The 20,917-nt window shown below is 68.2% G+C and carries 29 protein-coding genes; all 29 read right to left on the minus strand.

Features of this window, described 5'->3' with window-relative positions; all coding sequences use genetic code 11:
* Positions 1-12: 12 nt before the first annotated feature.
* The gene (map, locus tag ACSUPR_RS12625) at positions 13-834 is read right to left on the minus strand and encodes a type I methionyl aminopeptidase (protein WP_436891486.1); all 822 of its coding nucleotides are present in this window, start codon (positions 832-834) and stop codon (positions 13-15) included.
* Positions 834-1,496, minus strand: a complete 663-nt coding sequence (locus ACSUPR_RS12630) for an adenylate kinase (RefSeq protein WP_436891488.1) — start codon at positions 1,494-1,496, stop codon at positions 834-836. Before ACSUPR_RS12630 ends, map begins: the two co-directional genes overlap by 1 nt.
* Positions 1,497-2,813, minus strand: coding sequence for a preprotein translocase subunit SecY (gene secY, locus ACSUPR_RS12635; RefSeq protein ID WP_436891490.1), 1,317 nt, complete (start codon positions 2,811-2,813; stop codon positions 1,497-1,499).
* 282 nt (positions 2,814-3,095) lie between these two features.
* A complete protein-coding gene (gene rplO / locus ACSUPR_RS12640; protein ID WP_436891492.1) occupies positions 3,096-3,560 on the minus strand; it encodes a 50S ribosomal protein L15 in 465 nt (154 codons plus the stop codon).
* On the minus strand, positions 3,557-3,742 hold the full coding sequence (rpmD, locus tag ACSUPR_RS12645) for a 50S ribosomal protein L30 (RefSeq protein ID WP_073382342.1): 186 nt from the start codon (positions 3,740-3,742) through the stop codon (positions 3,557-3,559). Before rpmD ends, rplO begins: the two co-directional genes overlap by 4 nt.
* A gap of 2 nt (positions 3,743-3,744) precedes the next feature.
* Positions 3,745-4,347, minus strand: a complete 603-nt coding sequence (gene rpsE, locus ACSUPR_RS12650) for a 30S ribosomal protein S5 (protein WP_073382340.1) — start codon at positions 4,345-4,347, stop codon at positions 3,745-3,747.
* A 51-nt stretch (positions 4,348-4,398) separates the two neighbouring features.
* The gene (gene rplR / locus ACSUPR_RS12655; protein WP_436891495.1) at positions 4,399-4,779 is read right to left on the minus strand and encodes a 50S ribosomal protein L18; all 381 of its coding nucleotides are present in this window, start codon (positions 4,777-4,779) and stop codon (positions 4,399-4,401) included.
* 2 nt (positions 4,780-4,781) lie between these two features.
* Positions 4,782-5,321, minus strand: coding sequence for a 50S ribosomal protein L6 (rplF, locus tag ACSUPR_RS12660; RefSeq protein ID WP_436891497.1), 540 nt, complete (start codon positions 5,319-5,321; stop codon positions 4,782-4,784).
* 18 nt (positions 5,322-5,339) lie between these two features.
* Positions 5,340-5,738, minus strand: coding sequence for a 30S ribosomal protein S8 (rpsH, locus tag ACSUPR_RS12665; protein WP_220563390.1), 399 nt, complete (start codon positions 5,736-5,738; stop codon positions 5,340-5,342).
* Positions 5,739-6,016: 278 nt separating this feature from the next.
* Positions 6,017-6,202: a type Z 30S ribosomal protein S14 gene (locus tag ACSUPR_RS12670; RefSeq protein ID WP_073382333.1), complete on the minus strand. Its 186-nt coding sequence runs from the start codon at positions 6,200-6,202 to the stop codon at positions 6,017-6,019.
* Between the two features lie 13 nt (positions 6,203-6,215).
* On the minus strand, positions 6,216-6,791 hold the full coding sequence (gene rplE, locus ACSUPR_RS12675) for a 50S ribosomal protein L5 (RefSeq protein WP_073382331.1): 576 nt from the start codon (positions 6,789-6,791) through the stop codon (positions 6,216-6,218).
* Positions 6,791-7,096 carry a 50S ribosomal protein L24 gene (gene rplX, locus ACSUPR_RS12680; protein ID WP_220563393.1) on the minus strand — a complete coding sequence of 102 codons (306 nt, stop codon included), beginning with the start codon at positions 7,094-7,096 and terminating at the stop codon, positions 6,791-6,793. Before rplX ends, rplE begins: the two co-directional genes overlap by 1 nt.
* 3 nt (positions 7,097-7,099) lie before the next feature.
* A complete protein-coding gene (gene rplN, locus ACSUPR_RS12685) occupies positions 7,100-7,468 on the minus strand; it encodes a 50S ribosomal protein L14 (protein ID WP_013156121.1) in 369 nt (122 codons plus the stop codon).
* A 105-nt stretch (positions 7,469-7,573) separates the two neighbouring features.
* Entirely contained in the window at positions 7,574-7,846 is a 273-nt protein-coding gene (gene rpsQ, locus ACSUPR_RS12690; protein ID WP_073382327.1) for a 30S ribosomal protein S17, read from the minus strand.
* The gene (gene rpmC / locus ACSUPR_RS12695) at positions 7,843-8,097 is read right to left on the minus strand and encodes a 50S ribosomal protein L29 (protein ID WP_436891500.1); all 255 of its coding nucleotides are present in this window, start codon (positions 8,095-8,097) and stop codon (positions 7,843-7,845) included. The genes rpsQ and rpmC overlap by 4 nt, the downstream gene beginning before the upstream one ends.
* Positions 8,097-8,510, minus strand: a complete 414-nt coding sequence (gene rplP, locus ACSUPR_RS12700; RefSeq protein WP_436891502.1) for a 50S ribosomal protein L16 — start codon at positions 8,508-8,510, stop codon at positions 8,097-8,099. Before rplP ends, rpmC begins: the two co-directional genes overlap by 1 nt.
* 3 nt (positions 8,511-8,513) lie before the next feature.
* Positions 8,514-9,317 carry a 30S ribosomal protein S3 gene (gene rpsC, locus ACSUPR_RS12705; protein WP_436891504.1) on the minus strand — a complete coding sequence of 268 codons (804 nt, stop codon included), beginning with the start codon at positions 9,315-9,317 and terminating at the stop codon, positions 8,514-8,516.
* On the minus strand, positions 9,317-9,685 hold the full coding sequence (gene rplV, locus ACSUPR_RS12710; protein ID WP_073382319.1) for a 50S ribosomal protein L22: 369 nt from the start codon (positions 9,683-9,685) through the stop codon (positions 9,317-9,319). Before rplV ends, rpsC begins: the two co-directional genes overlap by 1 nt.
* Before the next feature lie 75 nt (positions 9,686-9,760).
* A complete protein-coding gene (gene rpsS, locus ACSUPR_RS12715) occupies positions 9,761-10,039 on the minus strand; it encodes a 30S ribosomal protein S19 (RefSeq protein ID WP_073382317.1) in 279 nt (92 codons plus the stop codon).
* 12 nt (positions 10,040-10,051) lie between these two features.
* Positions 10,052-10,891 carry a 50S ribosomal protein L2 gene (rplB, locus tag ACSUPR_RS12720; RefSeq protein ID WP_073382314.1) on the minus strand — a complete coding sequence of 280 codons (840 nt, stop codon included), beginning with the start codon at positions 10,889-10,891 and terminating at the stop codon, positions 10,052-10,054.
* Positions 10,892-10,945: 54 nt separating this feature from the next.
* The gene (gene rplW / locus ACSUPR_RS12725) at positions 10,946-11,236 is read right to left on the minus strand and encodes a 50S ribosomal protein L23 (RefSeq protein WP_436891506.1); all 291 of its coding nucleotides are present in this window, start codon (positions 11,234-11,236) and stop codon (positions 10,946-10,948) included.
* Positions 11,233-11,907 (minus strand): 50S ribosomal protein L4, encoded by a 675-nt coding sequence (rplD, locus tag ACSUPR_RS12730; RefSeq protein ID WP_436891508.1) that lies wholly within the window; start codon positions 11,905-11,907, stop codon positions 11,233-11,235. Before rplD ends, rplW begins: the two co-directional genes overlap by 4 nt.
* Before the next feature lie 3 nt (positions 11,908-11,910).
* Positions 11,911-12,561 (minus strand): 50S ribosomal protein L3, encoded by a 651-nt coding sequence (gene rplC, locus ACSUPR_RS12735; protein ID WP_436891510.1) that lies wholly within the window; start codon positions 12,559-12,561, stop codon positions 11,911-11,913.
* Positions 12,562-12,573: 12 nt separating this feature from the next.
* The gene (rpsJ, locus tag ACSUPR_RS12740; protein ID WP_014908366.1) at positions 12,574-12,882 is read right to left on the minus strand and encodes a 30S ribosomal protein S10; all 309 of its coding nucleotides are present in this window, start codon (positions 12,880-12,882) and stop codon (positions 12,574-12,576) included.
* 246 nt (positions 12,883-13,128) lie between these two features.
* Complete coding sequence (tuf, locus tag ACSUPR_RS12745; RefSeq protein ID WP_436891511.1) at positions 13,129-14,322, minus strand: elongation factor Tu; 1,194 nt, start codon at positions 14,320-14,322, stop codon at positions 13,129-13,131.
* A gap of 84 nt (positions 14,323-14,406) precedes the next feature.
* Positions 14,407-16,521 carry an elongation factor G gene (gene fusA / locus ACSUPR_RS12750; protein WP_436891512.1) on the minus strand — a complete coding sequence of 705 codons (2,115 nt, stop codon included), beginning with the start codon at positions 16,519-16,521 and terminating at the stop codon, positions 14,407-14,409.
* Between the two features lie 42 nt (positions 16,522-16,563).
* Positions 16,564-17,034, minus strand: coding sequence for a 30S ribosomal protein S7 (gene rpsG, locus ACSUPR_RS12755; RefSeq protein ID WP_436891513.1), 471 nt, complete (start codon positions 17,032-17,034; stop codon positions 16,564-16,566).
* 2 nt (positions 17,035-17,036) lie between these two features.
* Positions 17,037-17,408 (minus strand): 30S ribosomal protein S12, encoded by a 372-nt coding sequence (gene rpsL / locus ACSUPR_RS12760; protein ID WP_017538026.1) that lies wholly within the window; start codon positions 17,406-17,408, stop codon positions 17,037-17,039.
* A gap of 444 nt (positions 17,409-17,852) precedes the next feature.
* A complete protein-coding gene (locus ACSUPR_RS12765) occupies positions 17,853-20,888 on the minus strand; it encodes a hypothetical protein (protein WP_436891514.1) in 3,036 nt (1,011 codons plus the stop codon).
* Between the last annotated feature and the right edge of the window lie 29 nt (positions 20,889-20,917).

Consider the following 20,917-nt stretch of genomic DNA (forward strand, 5'->3'; position numbering starts at 1 on the left):
GCCGGGCCCGGCCTACCAGGCGGGCTGGACGAACCCCATCTGTGAGATCTTATCCCGGTCGGATTCGCGGGCGGTGAGCACGAGCGGGCCGTCCGCGGTGATCGCCACGGAGTGCTCGAAGTGCGCGGCGCGCTTGCCGTCGCGGGTCACGACCGTCCAGCCGTCGTCCAGCTGGACGACGTCCTGGGTGCCCATCGTGGTCATCGGCTCGATGGCCAGGCACATGCCCTCGGCGAGCCGCAGGCCCTTGCCCCGGCGGCCGTGGTTGAGGACGTGCGGCTCCATGTGCATCTCGGTGCCGATGCCGTGGCCCCCGTACTCGCGGACGTTGCCGTAGCCGCCGTTGTGGGAGATGTGGTGGTCGATCGCGTGGCCGATGTCGCCCAGGCGCCTACCGGGCCGCAGCTCGGCGATGCCCCGCCACATCGACTCCTCGCAGACCTCCATCATGCGCAGGTCCTCGGGGCGGGCCTCGCCGACAGCGACGGTGATCGCCGAGTCGCCGTGCCAGCCCTCCAGGACGGCTCCGCAGTCGATGGAGATGATGTCGCCCTCGGCCAGCACCCGCTCGGCGCTGGGGATGCCGTGGACGACCTCCTCGTTGACGGACGCGCAGATGGAGCCGGTGAACCCGTGGTAGCCCTTGAACGAGGGGACCGCGCCGGCGTCGCGGATGACCTTCTCCGCCAGCGAGTCCAGTTCGAGGGTGGACACTCCGGGCCGCACCGCGGCCCGGAGGGTGTCCAGGGCGCGGGCCACGACCTGGCCCGCCGCCCTCATCAGGGCGATCTGCTCCGGCGTCTTGATCTGCACGCCGCTCGCCTTGCCGAACATCAGGACCCGGCCCCGGCCTTGTCCTCGATGGCGGCCACGGCGCGGCCGGTCACCTCGGCCACGGGACCCGTGGCCGCGATGGTGGCCAGCAGGCCCTCCTTCTCGTAGTACTCCACGAGCGGAGCGGTCTGCTCCCGGTAGACCTTCAGCCGGTGGCGGATGGTCTCCTCGCGGTCGTCCTCCCGCTGGTACAGCTCGGCGCCGTCCTCGTCGCAGCGTCCCCCCGCCTTGGGGGGGTCGTACTCGACGTGGTAGACGCGGCCGCACTGCGGACACGAGCGGCGGCCCGAGAGCCGGCGCACGACCTCGTCCTCGTCGACCCGCAGTTCCAGGACGACGTCGAGCCGGGTGTCCAGGTCGCGGAGCATGCCCTTGAGCGTCTCGGCCTGCGGGACGTTGCGGGGGAACCCGTCGAGCAGGAAACCCCCGGCCGCGTCCTCCTGGGCGAGGCGGTCCTTGACCATGGCGTTGGTGACCTCGTCGGGGACGAGGTCACCGCGGTCCATGTACTCCTTGGCCTTCTTGCCGAGTTCCGTGCCACCGCTGACGTTGGCCCGGAAGATGTCACCGGTGGACACCTTCGGGATCGACAGCTCGGCCGCGAGGATCTGGGCCTGGGTGCCTTTACCGGCCCCAGGCGGCCCCACCAATACAGCGCGCATTTATCGCAGAAAACCTTCGTAGTTCCTCTGCTGGAGGTGACTCTCGATCTGCTTCACCGTGTCCAGCCCGACACCGACCATGATCAGGATGCTCGTACCGCCGAACGGGAAGTTCGCGCTGGCGGCGCCGCTGGCGCCCAGGGCGACCATCGGCAGCAGAGCGATCACACCCAGGTACAGAGAGCCGGGGGTCGTCAGCCGGGTGAGCACGTAGTCGAGGTACTCGGCGGTCGGACGCCCTGGTCGGATACCCGGGATGAACCCACCGTACTTCTTCATGTTGTCGGCGACCTCAGTGGGGTTGAAGGTAATCGCGACGTAGAAGAACGCGAAACCGACGATCATCACGAAGAAGGTCACCATGTACACGGGGTGTGTACCGGTGAGGAAGTACGTGGAGATGAAGTTCACCACGCGGTTGTCCGAGTCCTGCCCGAGGAGGCCGACCAGGAGCTGGGGGAGGTACAGGAGCGAGGAGGCGAAGATCACGGGGATGATGCCCGCCTGGTTCACCTTGAGCGGGATGTAGGTCGAGCTGCCCCCGTACATCCGGCGGCCCACCATGCGCTTGGCGTACTGGACCGGGATGCGGCGCTGGGCCTGCTCCATGAACACCACGGCCGCGATCAGGGCCAGGCCCGCGATGCAGATGACCGTGAAGATCCAGACCGAGCGCTCCTGGAAGAGGCTCATGATCGAGGCGGGGAACATCGCGACGACCTGGGTGAAGATCAGCAGCGACATGCCGTTGCCCACGCCGCGCTCGGTGATGAGCTCGCCGAACCACATGATGATGCAGGTGCCCGCGGTCATCACGAAGACGATGGTCACCAGGGTGAGGATGTCCTGGTTGGGCATGTAGGAGTTGACCGAGATGGCCCCCTGGAACAGGGCGCCGGTCCGGGCCATGGCGACGATGCTGGTGGCCTGGAGGACCGCGAGCATCAGTGTCAGGTAGCGGGTGTACTGGGTGATCTTGCTCTGCCCGGCCTGGCCCTCCTTCTTGAGGGCCTCGAGGCGGGGGATGACCACCGTCAGCAGGTTGATGATGATGCTCGCGGTGATGTAGGGCATCACACCGAGCGCGAACACCGCCAGTTGCAGGAGGGCGCCACCACTGAACAGGTTGACGAGCGCGTACACACCGGACTGGTCGCCCGCCGTGATGATCTCCATCTGGTCGCGGATCGCGGCCGAGTCGATACCCGGCGCGGGGATCACCGAACCCAGACGGAACAGCGTCAGGATGAACAGTGTGAACAGCAACTTGTTACGCAGGTCGGGCGTGCGGAATGCACGAACGAACGCACCTAGCACGTCTCCTCCTGCGCGGCTTCGGCGGCGGAACGGATTCCAGACATCGCGGCCGATCCTGAATCGTCGTTGAACGGCAGCCCCGGGCGGTGGCCCGGTGCTCGGAAGTACTCACACTACGTCAAGCGGTGAGGTCAAACAGATGGCACTGTAACAGCCATCACCGTGCTATTGAGTTCGTGAGTCATAACGATCACCACTCACAAGCACGCGGGGCGCCCGCCGGACCGATCGTTCACCGACCGGTCCGGGCGGGCGCCCCTGAGTGCGCATGCGGGTTGACCCCTACAGCTCGGTGGTGGTGCCACCGGCAGCGGCGATCTTCTCCTTCGCCGAGGCGGAGAACGCGTTCGCGCTCACCTGCACGGCGACGTTGATCTCACCGGTGCCCAGCACCTTGACGAGCTCGTTCTTGCGAACGGCGCCCTTGGCCACCAGCGTCTCCACGGTGACCTCACCGCCCTCCGGGAACAGCTCGCTCAGCCTGTCCAGGTTGACGACCTGGTAGGTCTTCTTGAACCTGGCGTTGCTGAAGCCCTTGAGCTTGGGCACCCGGCGGATGAGGGGCATCTGCCCGCCCTCGAAGCCGGGACGGACGGTGTTACGAGCCTTGGTGCCCTTGGTGCCCCGACCCGCGGTCTTGCCCTTGGACGCCTCGCCGCGACCCTTGCGGATCTTGGCCTTGTTGGCGCCCGGGGCGGGCCGCAGGTGGTGCAGCTTGAGCAGCTCGTCGGGGTTGTAGTCGCTCATTCCGCGACCTCCTCGACAGTGACCAGGTGCGAGACGATCGTGAGCTGGCCGCGCACCTCGGGACGGTCCTCACGGACGGTGGACTTGCCGATCCGGCCCAGGCCCAGCGACTGGAGAGCAGCGTGCTGCTTCTTCTTGCCGCCGATCTTGGAACGGGTCTGCGTGATCTTGAGCTTGGCCATGGTCAGGCTCCTGCCTTCGCCTCAGCGCGAGCGCGCAGCATGGCGGCCGGGGCGACGTCCTCGATCGGCAGGCCACGGCGGGCGGCGATCTCCTCGGGCTGGTTGAGCCCCTTGAGAGCGGCGACCGTGGCGTGCACGATGTTCAGCGGGTTGGACGACCCGAGCGACTTGCTCAGGATGTCGTGGATGCCGGCGCACTCCAGGACGGCGCGCACGGGACCGCCGGCGATGACACCGGTACCCGGGGCGGCCGGACGGAGCAGGACGACGCCGGCGGCGGCCTCACCCTGGACCCGGTGCGTGATCGTGCCCTGGATGCGGGGGACGCGGAAGAAGTTCTTCTTCGCCTCCTCGACACCCTTGGCGATCGCGGCCGGGACCTCCTTGGCCTTGCCGTAACCCACACCGACCATGCCGTTGCCGTCGCCGACGACGACCAGGGCGGTGAAGGAGAAGCGACGGCCGCCCTTGACGACCTTCGCGACCCGGTTGATGGTCACGACCTTCTCGATGTAGGAGACACCCTTGTCTGCGGCGCCGCCGCGGCGATCGTCACGGCGATCACGCCGCTCGCCACCGGCGCCGCGCCGCGGTGCTGCAGCCATCAGTGGTTCCTCTTCTCGTGGTTGATCTCAGCCTTTACAGAGGTCATACGCCTAGAACTCCAGCCCGCCCTCGCGCGCCGCGTCGGCGAGCTTGGCGATCCGGCCGGCGTACTGGAACCCGCCGCGGTCGAAGACCACGGTGGAGATGCCGGCGGCCTTGGCGCGCTCAGCGATGAGACGGCCCACCTCGGCGGACTTGTCCGACTTGCTGCCCTCGAAGGAGCGCAGGTCGGTCTCGACGCTGGAGGCCGCCACCAGGGTGTGACCCTGGACGTCGTCGATGACCTGGGCGACGATGTGCTTGGAGGAGCGGAACACGGCCAGGCGCGGACGCTCGGCGGTGCCGAAGATCTTCTTGCGGACGCGGAACTGGCGGCGCGCACGCGAGGTCGCGCGCTTGGCGGTCCGCTTGCGGGCCACGGTGATACCCATGCCTACTTACCAGCCTTTCCGGCCTTGCGGCGGATGTGCTCACCCTGGTACCGCACGCCCTTGGCCTTGTACGGGTCGGGCTTGCGCAGACTGCGGATGTTCGCCGCGACCTGACCCACGAGCTGCTTGTCGATGCCCTCGACGTGGAGGAGCGTCGGCTTCTCCACGCGGAAGGTGATGCCCTCCGGGGGCTCCACCACGACGGGGTGGCTGTAGCCCAGCGAGAACTCCAGGTTGGAGCCGCGGGCCTGGACGCGGTAACCGACGCCGTGGATCTCCAGGGTCTTGGCGTACCCCTTGGAGACGCCCTCGACCAGGTTCGCCAGCAGCGCACGGGTCAGCCCGTGCAGCGAGCGGTTCTCCGGCTTGTCGTCCGGGCGGGACACCGTGACGACGCCCTCGGCGTCCTTACCAACGGTGATCGGCTCGGCGACGGTGTGCTTCAGTTCGCCCTTCGGCCCCTTGACAGTGACGTCTTGCCCGTTAATCGTGACTTCGACGCCCTTGGGGGCCGAGATCGGCAGTCGACCGATACGCGACATGCTTCAATCTCTCCCTGGTTACCAGACGTAGGCGAGGACTTCGCCGCCAACGCCGTTCTTCTTGGCCTGCTTGTCAGTCATCAGGCCACCGGACGTCGAAATGATCGCCACACCGAGGCCTCCGAGGACCCGGGGCAGGTTCTCCTTCTTGGCGTACACCCGCAGACCGGGCTTGGAGACCCGGCGGATGCCCGCGATCGAACGCTCCCGGGTGGGGCCGTACTTCAGGTCCAGGACGAGGTTCTTGCCCACCTGGGCGTCCTCGCTCCGCCAGCCCTGAATGAAGCCCTCCTGCTGGAGGATCTCGGCGATGTGCGCCTTGATCTTGGAGTACGGCATCGCCACGGTGTCGTGGTAAGCCGAATTCGCGTTACGCAGACGCGTCAGCATGTCTGCGATCGGGTCGGTCATCGTCATGGCCGACTGGCCCTTCCTCACCGCGGTTTCCGTGTGCGGGTCTTTCCAGAACCCGTTCCCCGGAGCGGACCCCGGGGACGCACGACCGGACCTTCGGCGTGGTCGTGGGCACCGCCGTCCCTCCCGGGACTGCCGTGCCCTGATTGGTTGAAATCATGCTGTTCCGCGCACCCGTGAGGGGGCGGACACTTCTGTGAGGCGCCGGCCGGCGCCTCGGTGGGGCCGATCTCCGCACACGCCGTCTCAGGGGGACGGGCGCGGGTCGGCCCCGCCGGGGACTACCAGCTCGACTTGGTGATACCGGGCAGCTCGCCCCGGTGGGCCATCTCGCGGAAGCAGATGCGGCACAGGCCGAACTTCCGGAAGACGGCGCGCGGGCGACCGCACCGCGAGCATCGAGTATACGCGCGAACGCCGAACTTCGGCTTCCGCTGCGACTTGGCGATCAGAGCCTTCTTAGCCATGTGTGCTTACCCCTCAGGCTTCCTTGAACGGGAAACCGAGCCGCTTGAGCAGGCTGCGGCCCTGGTCGTCGTTGATCGCGCTGGTGACGACGGTGATGTCCATCCCACGCACGCGGTCGACCTTGTCCGGGTCCACCTCGTGGAACATGACCTGCTCGGTCAGACCGAAGGTGTAGTTGCCGTTCCCGTCGAACTGCTTCGGGGACAGGCCTCGGAAGTCCCGGATACGGGGCAGCGCCAGGGAGAGCAGCCGGTCGAGGAACTCCCACATCCGGTCGCCGCGCAGCGTGACGCTGGCGCCGATCGGCTGGCCCTCGCGCAGCTTGAACTGCGCGATGGAGTTCTTCGCCCGGTTGACCCGCGGCTTCTGCCCGGTGATCGCCGACAGGTCGGCGATCGCGCCCTGGATGAGCTTGGCGTCACGCGCCGCCTCACCGACACCCATGTTGACCACGATCTTCGTCAGACCGGGGACCTGCATGATGTTGGCGATGCCGTGCTCGTCCTTGAGGGCCGGAACGATCTCGTTCCGGTACTTCTCCTTGAGCCGCGGCATCGGCGGGGCCGTGATGTCGTTGGTAACCGTCATCAGATGTCCTTACCGGTGCGGCGGGAGACCCGAACCTTGGTTCCGTCTTCCTCGAAGCGGTAGCCCACCCGGGCGGCCTTGCCGTCTTCCACGAGCGCGACGTTGCTCACGTGGATCGGGGCCTCCTTGGTGACGACCTCGCCCTGCTGGCCGCCCGCCGGGTTGGCCTTCCTGTGCTTCTTGACCAGGTTGACGCCCTCGACGACGACACGGTCCTCCTTGGGCAGGGCCTTGACGACCTTGCCCGTGGCACCCTTGTCCTTGCCGGCGATGACGATGACCTCGTCGCCAGATTTGATCTTCATCGCCTACAGCACCTCCGGCGCAAGCGAAATGATGCGCATGTACTTCTTGTCCCGCAGCTCGCGGCCCACCGGGCCGAAGATACGGGTGCCTCGCGGGTCCCCACCGTCCTTGATGAGCACGGCAGCGTTCTCATCGAAGCGGATGTAGGAGCCGTCGGGCCGGCGGCGCTCCTTGACGGTGCGCACGACAACGGCCTTGACGACGTCGCCCTTCTTGACTCCAGCGCCAGGCAGGGCGTCCTTCACCGTGGCGACGATCGTGTCGCCGATCCCGGCGTAGCGCCGACCCGAGCCACCGAGAACACGGATGGTGAGAATTTCCTTCGCACCCGTGTTGTCGGCGACCTTGAGTCGCGACTCCTGCTGAATCACGTCTGCTCCTGATGTGATGCGTGCGGTCCACTGCCGCACGGCTAGGTGGTCTGCACCCCTCGCGCCGGCGGCCGACAACGGGTGTCGGCCGCCGACAGGCTGGGGTTACTTAGCCTTCTCCAGGATCTCCACGACGCGCCAACGCTTCGTCGCGGAGAGCGGCCGCGTCTCCATCACTCGGACACGGTCGCCGACGCCGCAGGAGTTCGCCTCGTCGTGCGCCTTGTACTTGGTCGTACGGCGGATGACCTTGCCGTACAGAGCGTGCTTCACACGGTCCTCGACCTCGACGACGACGGTCTTGTCCATCTTGTCGCTGACGACGTAGCCTTCGCGGACCTTGCGGTAGTTGCGCGCCTCGGTCTGGTTCTCACTCATTCGGCTGCTTCCTTCGACTCCTGCGCCGACTCACCAGACAGCGGGGCGATACCCAGCTCGTGCTCGCGCAGGATCGTGTAGATCCGCGCGATCTCGCGCTTGACGGTGCGCAGTCGGCTGTGGTTGTCGAGCTGACCGGTCGCGGCCTGGAAGCGGAGGTTGAAGAGCTCGGCCTTGGCTTCCTTGAGCTTGGCGGCCAGGTCCTCGACGGACTGGTCGCGGAGCTCCTGGGCAGTCACGGACTTCGCCATCACTCCCCCTCCCGCTTAACGAACTTGCACTTCATCGGGAGCTTGTGCATGGCACGGCGCATCGCCTCCTTGGCGATGTCCTCGGGCACGCCCGACAGCTCGAACATCACACGACCGGGCTTGACCGGCGCGACCCACCACTCCGGGGAACCCTTACCGGAACCCATGCGGACCTCGGCGGGCTTCTTGGTCAGCGGGCGGTCCGGGAAGATGTTGATCCAGACCTTGCCGCCACGGCGGATGTGACGCGTCATGGCGATACGAGCGGACTCGATCTGCCGGTTCGTCACGTAAGCCGACTCCAGAGCCTGGATGCCGAACTCACCGAAGTTGACGGTCGTCCCGCCCTTTGCCTTGCCGCGCAGGTCGGGGTGGTGCTGCTTGCGGTACTTGACCTTACGAGGAATAAGCACTGGTCAGCTCCCCTCGGACTGAGCGGACTCGGCCGGGGCCTTGGCCTCGGCGTTCTGGGGCTGACCGCCACCGGCACCGCCGCGACGGCGGCGCTGCGGGCGCTCGCGGCGCTGTCCGCCGCCGCCACCGCCACCGCCGGCGGAGCGCTGCGCGGCCTGGGCCGCCTCGCGCTCGGCGCGGGTGGCCGGAGCGTCACCCTTGTAGATCCAGACCTTCACGCCGATGCGGCCGAAGGTCGTGCGGGCCTCGAAGAAGCCGTAGTCGATGTCGGCGCGCAGCGTGTGCAGCGGCACGCGACCCTCGCGGTAGAACTCCGAGCGGGACATCTCGGCCCCGCCCAGACGGCCACCGCACTGGATCCGGATGCCCTTGGCACCGGACTTGATCGCGCTCTGCATGGCCTTGCGCATCGCGCGGCGGAACGCCACACGGCTGCCGAGCTGCTCGGCGACGCCCTGGGCGACCAGCTGCGCGTCGACCTCCGGGTTCTTGACCTCGAAGACGTTCAGCTGGACCTGCTTGGAGGTCAGCTTCTCGAGGTCGGTCCGGATGCGGTCGGCCTCCACGCCGCGGCGGCCGATGACGATGCCCGGCCGGGCGGTGTAGACGTCGACGCGGACGCGGTCACGGGTGCGCTCGATCTCGACCTTGGAGATGCCCGCGCGCTCCATGCCGCGGGTCAGCATCCGACGGATCGCGACGTCTTCCTTGACGTAGTCCTTGTAGGACTTGTCGGCGTACCAGCGGCTCTTGAAGTCGGTGGTGATGCCGAGGCGGAACCCGTGCGGGTTAACCTTCTGCCCCACTATCGGGTCCTTTCCTTGGTCTTGGACGAGGCGCCCGAGCGCTCGGCGACGACCACGGTGATGTGGCTCGTACGCTTGGTCACCCGGAAAGCCCGACCGAAGCCGCGGGGCCGAATGCGCTTCAGGGTCGGACCCTCGTCCACCCACGCACCCTCGACGACCAGCGACTCGCGGTCCAGCTTGTCGTTGTGCTCGGCGTTGGCGATGGCACTGGCCAGTACCTTGCCAACAGGCTCGCTCGCCGACTGGGGCGCGAACCGGAGCACCGCCTGTGCCTCGTCAGCGGGCAACCCGCGAATAAGGTCCACCACCCGGCGGGCCTTTCGGGGCGTAACACGGACGAACCGTGCCTGTGCCCTCGTTCCCATCGCTTTTCCCTCGCTCACGGAAATTCATCTCCACTCACCGTGGAGAACGTGGTTCTTACTGCCTGTTGCAACCGACTAACGGCGGCTACGGCGGTCTTCCTTGACGTGGCTGCGGAAAGTACGCGTGGGAGCGAACTCGCCGAGCTTGTGGCCGACCATGGACTCGGACACGAACACGGGGACGTGCTTGCGACCGTCGTGGACGGCGATGGTGTGGCCGATCATCTCGGGGATGATCATGGACCGACGGGACCACGTCTTGATGACGTTCTTGGTGTTGGCCTCGTTCTGCGTCTCCACCTTCTTGAGAAGGTGGTCGTCGACGAACGGGCCCTTCTTCAGGCTACGTGGCATCAGACGTGCTCCTTACCGCTTCTTCTTGCCGCTGCGCCGACGCCGAACGATCAGCTTGTCGCTGGCCTTGTTCTTGGCCCGGGTCCGGCCTTCCTTCTTGCCCCACGGGCTGACCGGGTGGCGACCACCGGAGGTCTTGCCCTCGCCACCACCGTGCGGGTGGTCGACGGGGTTCATGACCACACCGCGGACGGTCGGGCGCTTGCCCTTCCACCGCGAGCGGCCGGCCTTGCCCCAGTTGATGTTGGACTGCTCGGCGTTGCCCACCTGGCCGACGGTCGCGCGGCAGGAGATCTCGACCATGCGCATCTCGCCGGAGGGCATACGCAGCGTGGCGTACCGGCCCTCCTTGGCCAGGAGCTGGATCTGCGTACCCGCGGAGCGGCCCAGCTTGGCACCGCCACCCGGCTTCAGCTCGACCGCGTGCACGAACGTACCCGTGGGGATGTTGCGCAGCGGGAGGCAGTTGCCCGGCTTGATGTCGGACTGCGGGCCGTTCTCGACGCGGTCGCCCTGCTTGAGGCCGGCGGGCGCGAGAATGTAGCGCTTCTCACCGTCCACGTAGTGGAGGAGGGCGATGCGCGCGGTGCGGTTCGGGTCGTACTCGATGTGCGCGACCTTGGCCGGCACGCCGTCCTTGTCGTGACGACGGAAGTCGATCACGCGGTAGGCGCGCTTGTGGCCACCGCCCTGGTGGCGGGCGGTGATACGGCCGTGGCCGTTGCGGCCGCCCTTGGAGTGGAGCGGACGGACCAGGGACTTCTCGGGCTCCGAGCGCGTGATCTCGACGAAGTCGCTCACGCTGGAACCGCGACGACCCGGCGTCGTCGGCTTGTACTTACGAATGCCCATCTTCTTCGTGCATTCCTTTACGTGTTACTGGTGTGGAGCGGTCAGGCGGGACTGCTAGCGACCGAAGATGTCGATCTGCTGGCCGTCCGCGACACTGACGATCGCGCGCTTGGTGTCAGGGCGCTTGCCGAACCCGAAACGGGTGCGCTTGCGCTTGCCCTTGCGGTTGATCGTGTTCACAGCGGTGACATCGACCTCGAAGATCTCCTTGATGGCGATCTTGATCTGGGTCTTGTTGGCGTCCGGGTGAACGATGAACGTGTACTTGTTCTCGTCCATGAGCCCGTAGCTCTTCTCCGAGATCACCGGCTCGATGATGATGTCCCGCGGGTCGGGGATCCTCACTGGTCGTCCTCCTCGGACTGAGCAGCGGCCTTGGCGGCGCCGGAGGCGTGAGCCAGGAACTCGGCGTAGCCCGCCTCGGTGAACACGATGTCGTCCGCGTAGAGGACGTCGTAGGTGTTCACCTGGTCGGCGTCGAGGATGTGCACCTCTTCGAGGTTGCGCAGAGCACGTCGGTTGTGCTCGTCCTCGCGGGCCAGGACGACCAGGACCTTGTCGGACTCGGTCACCTGGCGCAGCGCCTTGAGGGCGGCCTGCGTGAGCTTCGCGTCGGCGTCCTCGGCCACGAAGTGGCTGATGACGTGGATGCGGCCGTGGCGCGCCCGGTCGGAGAGGGCACCGCGCAGGGCGGCGGCCTTCATCTTCTTCGGGGTGCGCTGGCTGTAGTCGCGGGGCTGGGGCCCGTGGACGGTGCCACCGCCGGTGTACTGCGGAGCGCGGATGGAGCCCTGACGGGCGCGACCCGTGCCCTTCTGGCGGTACGGCTTCTTACCACCACCGCGGACCTCGCCGCGGGTCTTGGTCGCGTGGGTGCCCTGGCGGCCGGCGGCCAGCTGGGCGTTCACGACCTGGTGGATCAGCGGGATGCTGACCTGCTGGGCGAAGACGCTCTCCGGCAGCTCGACGCTGCCCTTGGCGCCGCCCTCGGGGTTCTTGACCTCGATCTGGGCCATGGCTTACTTGTCCCCCTTCACAGCGGTGCGGACGAGCACCAGACCGCCGTTGGGACCGGGAACAGCACCCTTGACCAGGATGAGGCCCTTCTCCGTGTCCACGGAGTGGACGGTCAGGTTCTGGACGGTCTTGCGCACGTTGCCCATGCGCCCGGCCATCCGCATGCCCTTGAAAACGCGGCCGGGCGTGGCGCAGCCGCCGATGGAACCGGGAGAGCGGTGCTTGCGCTGGGTGCCGTGCGAGGCGGAGAGACCACGGAAGCCGTGGCGCTTCATCACACCGGCGAAGCCCTTGCCCTTGCTCTTGCCCGAAACGTCGACCTTCTGGCCGGTCTCGAAGACGTCCGCGGTGACCTCCTGGCCGAGCGTGTACTCGGAGGCGTCGGTCGTGCGGACCTCGACGTAGTGGCGGCGCGGGGTCAGGTCGTTCTTGCGCAGGTAGTCGCCGAGCGGCTTGTTGACCTTGCGCGGGTTGATCTGCCCGTAACCGATCTGGATGGCGGAGTAGCCGTCGGTGTCCGGGGTCCGGATCCGGCTCACGACGCACGGACCGGCCTTCAGGACCGTCACGGGCACCATCTTGCCCGCGTCGTCGAAGACCTGGGTCATGCCGAGCTTTTCGCCCAGGACTCCCTTGATCTGCTTGGTGGCCATGTCTGTGCGTCCTTAAAGCTTGATCTCGATGTCAACGCCGGCCGGGAGGTCGAGACGCATGAGCGAGTCGACGGTCTTCGGCGTGGGGTCGATGATGTCGATCAGCCGCTTGTGGGTGCGCATCTCGAAGTGCTCGCGCGAGTCCTTGTACTTGTGCGGCGATCGGATGACGCAGTAAACGTTCTTCTCCGTCGGCAGCGGCACCGGGCCCGCGACCTGTGCGCCAGTTCGCGTCACAGTCTCGACGATCTTCTTCGCCGAGCTGTCGATGACCTCGTGGTCATAGGCCTTTAGCCGAATGCGGATCTTCTGTCCCGCCATGTGGCCTGTTCGTCCTTCGCTTCAGTGTCCGTAACGGTGTCCGGTCACAGAAGCCCAGGCCCGGCGGAGACCGCCGTACAGCCGTGAGCCCCTATTTCCTTGAGAAACCGCAACAGGGCTTGCCCCTGCGGTGCGTCACCGTCACAGAGCCCGATGACGTCTTTTCGTTGTGCCGGGCGGGCCGCCGGAATGGGCGGCCCGCCCGGCACGTCGGGTCGGCTCCGGGAGGAGCCTTCCCGTCGTGTGCTACTTGATGATCTTCGTGACGCGACCGGCGCCCACGGTCCGGCCACCCTCGCGGATGGCGAACTTCAGGCCCTCTTCCATCGCGACCGGCTGGATCAGCTGGACGGTCATCTCGGTGTTGTCACCGGGCATGACCATCTCGGTGCCCTCCGGCAGCGTCACGACGCCGGTGACGTCGGTGGTGCGGAAGTAGAACTGCGGGCGGTAGTTGTTGAAGAACGGCGTGTGGCGGCCACCCTCGTCCTTGGACAGGATGACGACCTGGGCCTCGAACTCGGTGTGCGGGGTGGTCGTGCCCGGCTTGATGACGACCTGGCCGCGCTCGACGTCCTCGCGCTTGATGCCGCGCAGGAGCAGACCGACGTTGTCGCCGGCCTGGCCCTGGTCGAGCAGCTTGCGGAACATCTCGACACCGGTGACCGTGGTGGTCTGCTTCTCGTCCTTGATACCGACGATGTCGACGGTCTCGTTGACGTTGACGATGCCGCGCTCGATGCGGCCGGTGACGACGGTGCCGCGACCGGTGATCGAGAAGACGTCCTCGATCGGCATCAGGAAGGGCTTGTCGGTGTCACGCTCGGGCTCGGGGATGTACTCGTCCACGGTGCCCATGAGCTCCAGGACGGACTTGCCCCACTCCGGGTCGCCCTCGAGGGCCTTCAGCGCGGAGACCTTGGTGACGGGGATGTCGTCGCCGGGGAACTCGTACTCGCTGAGCAGCTCGCGGACCTCGAGCTCGACGAGCTCGAAGATCTCCTCGTCGTCCACCATGTCGGCCTTGTTCAGGGCCACCACGATGTAGGGCACGCCGACCTGGCGGGCCAGGAGCACGTGCTCCTTGGTCTGCGGCATCGGGCCGTCGGTGGCGGCCACGACCAGGATCGCGCCGTCCATCTGGGCGGCACCGGTGATCATGTTCTTCACGTAGTCCGCGTGACCCGGGCAGTCGACGTGGGCGTAGTGACGAGCCTCGGTCTGGTACTCGACGTGGGCGACGGAGATGGTGATACCGCGCTCGCGCTCCTCAGGAGCGTTGTCGATGTCCTCGAACGGGGTGAACGGGTTGATCTCCGGGTACGCGTCGTGCAGCACCTTGGTGATGGCCGCGGTCAGCGTGGTCTTGCCGTGGTCGATGTGACCGATGGTGCCGATGTTGACGTGCGGCTTAGTCCGCTCGAACTTTTCCTTCGCCACTGGATGTCTCCTAGACGTACAGAGCTATCTGGTACCCGGCCCGCCCCTCGAGGGGGCGGGACCGGATTGGTTACGTGTTCGCGACTACTCGCCGCGAACCTTCGCCACAATTTCTTGGGCGACAGCGGACGGAACCTCCGCGTAGGAGTCGAACACCATCGAGTAGTTGGCTCGACCCTGCGTACGGCTGCGCAGGTCACCCACGTAGCCGAACATCTCGGAGAGGGGCACGAGGGCCTTGACGAGACGGACACCGGAACGCTCGTCCATGGACTGGATCTGTCCACGGCGGGAGTTCAGGTCGCCGATCACGTCACCCATGTACTCCTCGGGGGTGGTGACCTCCACCGCCATGACCGGCTCCAGAAGAGTCGGCTTGGCCAGCTTGACGGCCTCCTTGAAGGCCATCGAACCGGCGGTCTTGAAGGCCATCTCGGAGGAGTCGACCTCGTGGTACTGACCGTCGGTCAGCGTCACCTTCACGCCGACCAGCGGGTAGTGGGCGAGGACGCCCAGCTCCGCGGCCTCCTGGCAGCCGGCGTCGACCGACGGGATGTACTCGCGCGGGATGCGGCCACCGGTGACGGCGTTGACGAACTCGTAGCCGCTGGTGTCGCCGCTCTCCGACTCGAGGGGCTCGATGTCGATCTTGACCTTGGCGAACTGGCCCGAGCCACCCGTCTGCTTCTTGTGGGTGTAGACGTGGCCTTCGACCTTCTTGCGAATGGTCTCGCGGTAGGCCACCTGGGGCTTACCGATGTTCGCCTCGACCTTGAACTCGTCGCGCATGCGGTTGACGAGGACCTCGAGGTGCAGCTCGCCCATACCGGAGATGACGGTCTGGCCGGTCTGGTCGTCGGTGGCGACCTGGAAGGAGGGGTCCTCCTCCGCGAGGCGCTGGATCGCGATGCCCAGCTTCTCCTGGTCGCTCTTCGTCTTCGGCTCGATGGCCACCTCGATGACCGGGGCCGGGAAGGTCATGGACTCCAGGACGATGGCGTTCTGCGGGTCGCAGAGCGTCTCGCCCGTGGTGGTGTCCTTCAGACCCATGACGGCGACGATGTCGCCGGCGCCGACCTCGGAGATCTCCTCACGCTTGTTCGAGTGCATGCGGTAGATCTTGCCGATGCGCTCCTTGCGGCCCTTGACGCTGTTGAGCACCTGGGTACCGGTCTGGAGGACGCCGGAGTAGACGCGCAGGTAGGTCAGCTTGCCGAGGTGCGGGTCGCTCATGATCTTGAAGACCAGGGCGGACAGCGGCTCGTCGTTGCTGGGCTTGCGCTGGAGCTTGGTCTCCTCGGTCTCGTCCTTGGGGTCGTGGCCCTCGATGGCCTCGATGTCCATGGGCGAGGGGAGGTAGGCGACGACCGCGTCGAGCAGGGGCTGCACGCCCTTGTTCTTGAACGCGGTGCCGCAGACCACCGGGATGGCCGTGCCGGCGATGGTCGCGCGGCGGATCGCCGGGACCAGCTGCTCCAGGGTGGGCTCCTGCCCCTCCAGGTACAGCTCCATGATCTCGTCGTCGGCCTCGGCCAGCGTCTCCAGGAACTGGTCGCGAGCCTCACGCGCGGCGTCGGCGTGGGTGTCCGGGATGTCGATCGTGTCGTACATCTCGCCCAGGGCGGCCTCGTCGTTCCAGACGTAGGCCTTCATCTTCACGAGGTCGATGACACCCTTGAAGTCGCCCTCGGCGCCGATGGGCAGCTGGATCGGCATCGCGTTGGCACCCAGGCGCTCGCGGAACATGTCCACGCAGCGCTGGAACTCGGCACCGATCTTGTCCATCTTGTTGACGAAACAGATGCGCGGCACGCCGTAGCGGTCAGCCTGACGCCAGACCTGCTCCGACTGGGGCTCGACGCCTTCCTTGGCGTCGAAGACCGCGACAGCACCGTCGAGAACACGCAGCGACCGCTCGACCTCGACCGTGAAGTCCACGTGGCCGGGCGTGTCGATGATGTTGATGGTGTGGTCGTCCCAGTGGGTGGTGGTAGCAGCCGAGGTAATGGTGATACCCCGCTCCTGCTCCTCCTTCATCCAGTCCATGGTGGCAGCGCCATCGTGGACCTCGCCCACCTTGTGGGTCACACCGGTGTAGTAGAGGATCCGCTCAGTGGTGGTGGTCTTGCCCGCGTCGATGTGGGCCATGATCCCGATGTTGCGGACCTTGGCCAGGTCAAGCGCAGTCTTAACAGCCATGAGGCTCGTCTTCCCTCGGTCTAATGCGATACAACCGCGGGGTTACCAGCGGTAGTGGGCGAAGGCCTTGTTCGACTCGGCCATCTTGTGCGTGTCTTCACGCTTCTTGACGGCCGCGCCGAGACCGTTGCTGGCGTCGACCAGCTCGTTCATCAGACGCTCGGTCATGGTCTTCTCACGGCGCTGACGCGCGAAGGAGACCAGCCAGCGCAGGGCCAGCGTGGTGGACCGGGAGGCGCGAACCTCGACCGGCACCTGGTAGGTCGCGCCACCGACACGGCGGCTGCGGACCTCCAGCGCGGGCTTGACGTTGTCCAGAGCGCGCTTGAGGACGACCAGCGGGTCCTGGCCGGTCTTCTCGCGAGCACCCTCGAGGGCGTCGTAGACGACGCGCTGGGCGATCGAGCGCTTGCCGTCGAGCAGCACCTTGTTGATCAGTGCGGTGACGAGCGGCGAACCGTAGACCGGGTCGGTGATGAGCTGGCGCTTCGGCGCCGGGCCCTTGCGCGGCATGCTTACTTCTCCTTCTTGGCGCCGTAGCGGCTACGCGCCTGCTTGCGGTTACGGACACCCTGGGTGTCGAGCGAACCGCGGACGATTCGGTAGCGGACACCCGGCAGGTCCTTCACACGACCACCGCGCACCAGCACGATGCTGTGCTCCTGGAGGTTGTGACCGATACCGGGGATGTAGGCCGTGACCTCGATACCGCTGCTCAGCTTCACGCGAGCGACCTTGCGCAGGGCGGAGTTCGGCTTCTTCGGCGTGGTGGTGTAAACGCGCGTGCACACGCCACGACGCTGCGGACTCCCCTTCAGCGCCGGGGTCTTGTTCTTTGCGACCTTGTCCTGTCGGCCCTTGCGGACCAGCTGCTGGATGGTGGGCACCGCGTCTCCGTCTTCCTCGTGACCTACGCCGGTTCTCGTAGCCGTATCGCTATTGACCTGCTGGATTTCCCGAACCTCCCCGACCCACGCTGTCGGGCGTGTCGCGCTCTTTCGGAGGCACGACGGACACCTGAAAAGGGGCCGATTTTCACGGGAGGGGGTTCACATGCGCCGCGCGCCGCAGATCTCCCAGGACCGGGGCGCCGCACACACACGTGTGACCCGTCGACTCACGGGCACAATCACACAGGCTACCGTCTACCCTCTAGGCGGTCAAAACGGTGTGCGACATGGCGGGAACCGCAGAACCGGTCCTCGCGTAGCCGTGGGTCACCACCAGTCTACGCGCTCCCGGCGCTGCTCGGCCCCGGTTCTCCACCGTGGCCGGGCATGGAACGACGGCCGCCCCCCGTGGACCATTGTCACAGGGGGCGGCCGTCGGTTCTACAGGATCACCCAGATGGCGACGGAGATCACCGTGACCAGGATGCCGAGCACCGCGAAGACGGTGCCCCCGGTGATGAGGCCGAGTCCGTCCAGGGTGCCGTTGGAGGCCCGGATCGCCCGCTTGGCCCGGGGCCCGGTGACCAGCAGGGCGAGCAGCGCGGTGACGAGGCCGACACCGGGGACCAGCGAGGCGACACCCAGCCACAGGGTGGCCACCGCCCCCCGGTCGGTGTCGGCGAGGAAGTCGACGCTGTCGTAGCCGGGGTAGGGGTCGCCGGCCTCGCCGCCGAGCGGGCGGTCCTCGAAGCCGGGGAACTCCTCGGCGATGGGATCCTTTTTCCGCTTCTTCGCCCTGGGTTTGACCGGCATCCCGTAGTCGGCGGGGGTGAAGCCGTCGTCGTACTCCGGCTCCTGGGCCTCCTCCTCCACGGGCTCGATCATCTGCGTGGCCTCGGGCCCGGTTTCCCTGGCCCGCGACTGCATGTCGGCGATCGCCGCCAGCGGGTCCTCGGGCGCGTCCGCCGGCTCCTCGGCCCCGCGCTCCTCGCGGCGCCGCCGCTCGGCCTCGCGGACCACGTCGGGGAGCCGGGGGTCGTCCCGGTCGAAGGCCCAGGTGTTGCCGGTGCCGCCGGAGGGCTCGCCCTCCCAGGCGTCGGGCTCGGGAACGTCGGTCCAGGGGGCGGAGGCCCGCTCCTCGCGGGAGTCGGGCACCTGCACGGGTCCGGGGACGGCGTCGGCGTTCTTGCTCCACGCCCAGGGGTCGGCCTCCCCGCCCGCCTCCGCGGGCCGGTCCTCCCCGAGCGGGTCCCCGCCCCACCCGGTCCCCCGGTCGTCGTTGAGGGGGTCCGCCTCCGGGCCCCAGGACGAGTCGCGGTCGCCCCGCGTCCCGTAGGAGTCGTCGGTCAGCGGGTCGATGTCCGCGGGGCGGGCGTCGGCCGCGTCTCCCCGCTCCCAGGCGGCCTCCTGGCGCCCGTCACCGTCCAGCGGGTCGGCGCCCCAGGGGCCGAGGTCGTCCCGGAGGCCCGCGCCCCCCGAGGGCGCGTCCGCGCCGCGCGCGCCGAGGTCCTCGTCCGCGTCCCGGTCGGGCGTGCGGTCGCCGAGCGGGTCCGCCTCGGCGGACCGGCCGCGGCCGTACGCGGAGAAGTCGTCGCCGTCCCAGCCGGACGTACGGCCGGTGCCCTGCGGGGCGGTCCCGCCGTCCCAGGGGCCCCGGTCGCCGAGCGGGTCCGCGTCCCACCCGGAGGCCGCGGGAGCGGCGCGGAAGCCGTCGTCCCCGCCGAGCGCCCCGTCGGCGCCCCAGGAGGAGCGGTCGTCACTCAGCTCATCGTCCCCGGCCACAGCACCGGCCCCATGCGCACCATAGGCCTCATCGGTACCCCAGGCGGAGGTGCGGTCGCCGAGCGGATCCGCATCCCACCCGGAGGCCGTGGGCCCGGCGGAGCCGAAACCGTCGCCACCGTCCCGCACCCCACTGCCGGAGTCCCAGGGCGCCCGGTCATCGCGCAGGCCGGTGTCCCCGGCCACAGCACCGGGGGCCCCATCGGCGCCCCAGGACGGAGCAGCACCGCCGCGCAGGTCCGTGTCCGACTCCCACCCGGAACCGGCACGCAGGTCGTCGTCACCACCCCACGAGGCCCGCTCATCACCCAGCCCCGACTCCGGCGCACCGGCACCGGGGGCCCCATCGGCGCCCCAGGACGGAGCAGCACCGCCGCGCAGGTCCGTGTCCGACTCCCACCCGGAACCGGCACGCAGGTCGTCGTCACCACCCCACGAGGCCCGCTCATCACCCAGCCCCGACTCCGGCGCACCGGCACCGGGGGCCCCATCGGCGCCCCAGGACGGAGCAGCACCGCCACGCAGGTCCGTGTCCGACTCCCACCCGGAACCGGCACGCAGGTCGTCGTCACCACCCCACGAGGCCCGCTCATCACCCAGCCCCGACTCCGGCGCATCGGCGCCCCGGGCAGGGGTCGGGTATCCGGCGGACGCGGCCTCACGCGGGCCCGCGTCCGGCTCCCAGCCGGAGGCCGTGGGCCCGGCGAAGCCGAAACCGTCGTCCCCGCCGCGCACCCCACTGCCGGAGTCCCAGGGCGCCCGGTCATCGCTCAGGCCGGTGTCCCCGGCCGGCGCACCGGCTCCCCAGGCCGGAGCAGCGCCGCCACGCAGGTCGTCGTCACCGCTCCACGAAGCCCGCTCATCACGCAGCCCGGACTCCCCCGCCGACGCACCGGCACCGCGGGCGCCGTAGGCCTCGTCCGTCCCCCATGCGGGAGCCGCGGGCCCGGCGGAGGCCGTACGGAAGTCGTCGGCGCCGAGCCCACCGCCGGCCGCCTCCCAGGGAGAGCGGTCACCGCCCAGATCGGTGTCCCCCGCCACAGCGGCACCGCGGGCACCGTGGGTCTCCTCCGCATCCCAGGCGGGGGCCCCGTACCCGGCGGACGCCCCATCACGCAGCCCGGCCTCCCCGGCCGCCGCTGCGGCGGCCGGGTCGTCGCGCAGGTCCGTCTCCGCACCCCAGGCGGGGGCGGAGCGGAAACCGTCGTCACCGCCGCGGGCGCCGTCGGCGTCCCGGGCGGCGGCACGGCCGTCACGCGGGTCGGCGTCCCCGGCTCCGCGGGTCTCCTCGGCGTCCCGGGCGGGGGCCGACCGCCCCGTGTCCGGGGCGGTGTCGGCCCACAGGGGCTCGGAAGCCGGGCGCAGGACCGGGATCTCCTGGGTCCGCGGGCCGGTGTCCTCGCCCGGTATCCGGGTGAGCGGCCGGTAGGCCGCCTCCCCCGCCCCCGGGTAGGACAGCGGGTTGGGCGGTTCCACGGGAGGCCCGCCCAGGGCCTCCGGGTACGGGTCCGCCAGTGCGGGCCGCGACGAGCTCAGGCCCGCGTACCCCCCGCTGTCCGGGAAGACCGTCTCCTCCTGCCGCTCCTGGCCTTCGAGCGGGTCCTCGTACTCCGACTGCCGCAGGTGGCGGTCCTCACTGGGTTTGAACCACGAAGCGCCACCGCCGGAATCCCGTACGCCCCCGTTATCAGACATGCCTCTCCCGCCGGCGCCGTGGCGCCCTC

This window comes from Nocardiopsis dassonvillei (assembly GCF_964273065.1).
In the GTDB taxonomy this organism is placed as follows: domain Bacteria; phylum Actinomycetota; class Actinomycetes; order Streptosporangiales; family Streptosporangiaceae; genus Nocardiopsis; species Nocardiopsis dassonvillei_B.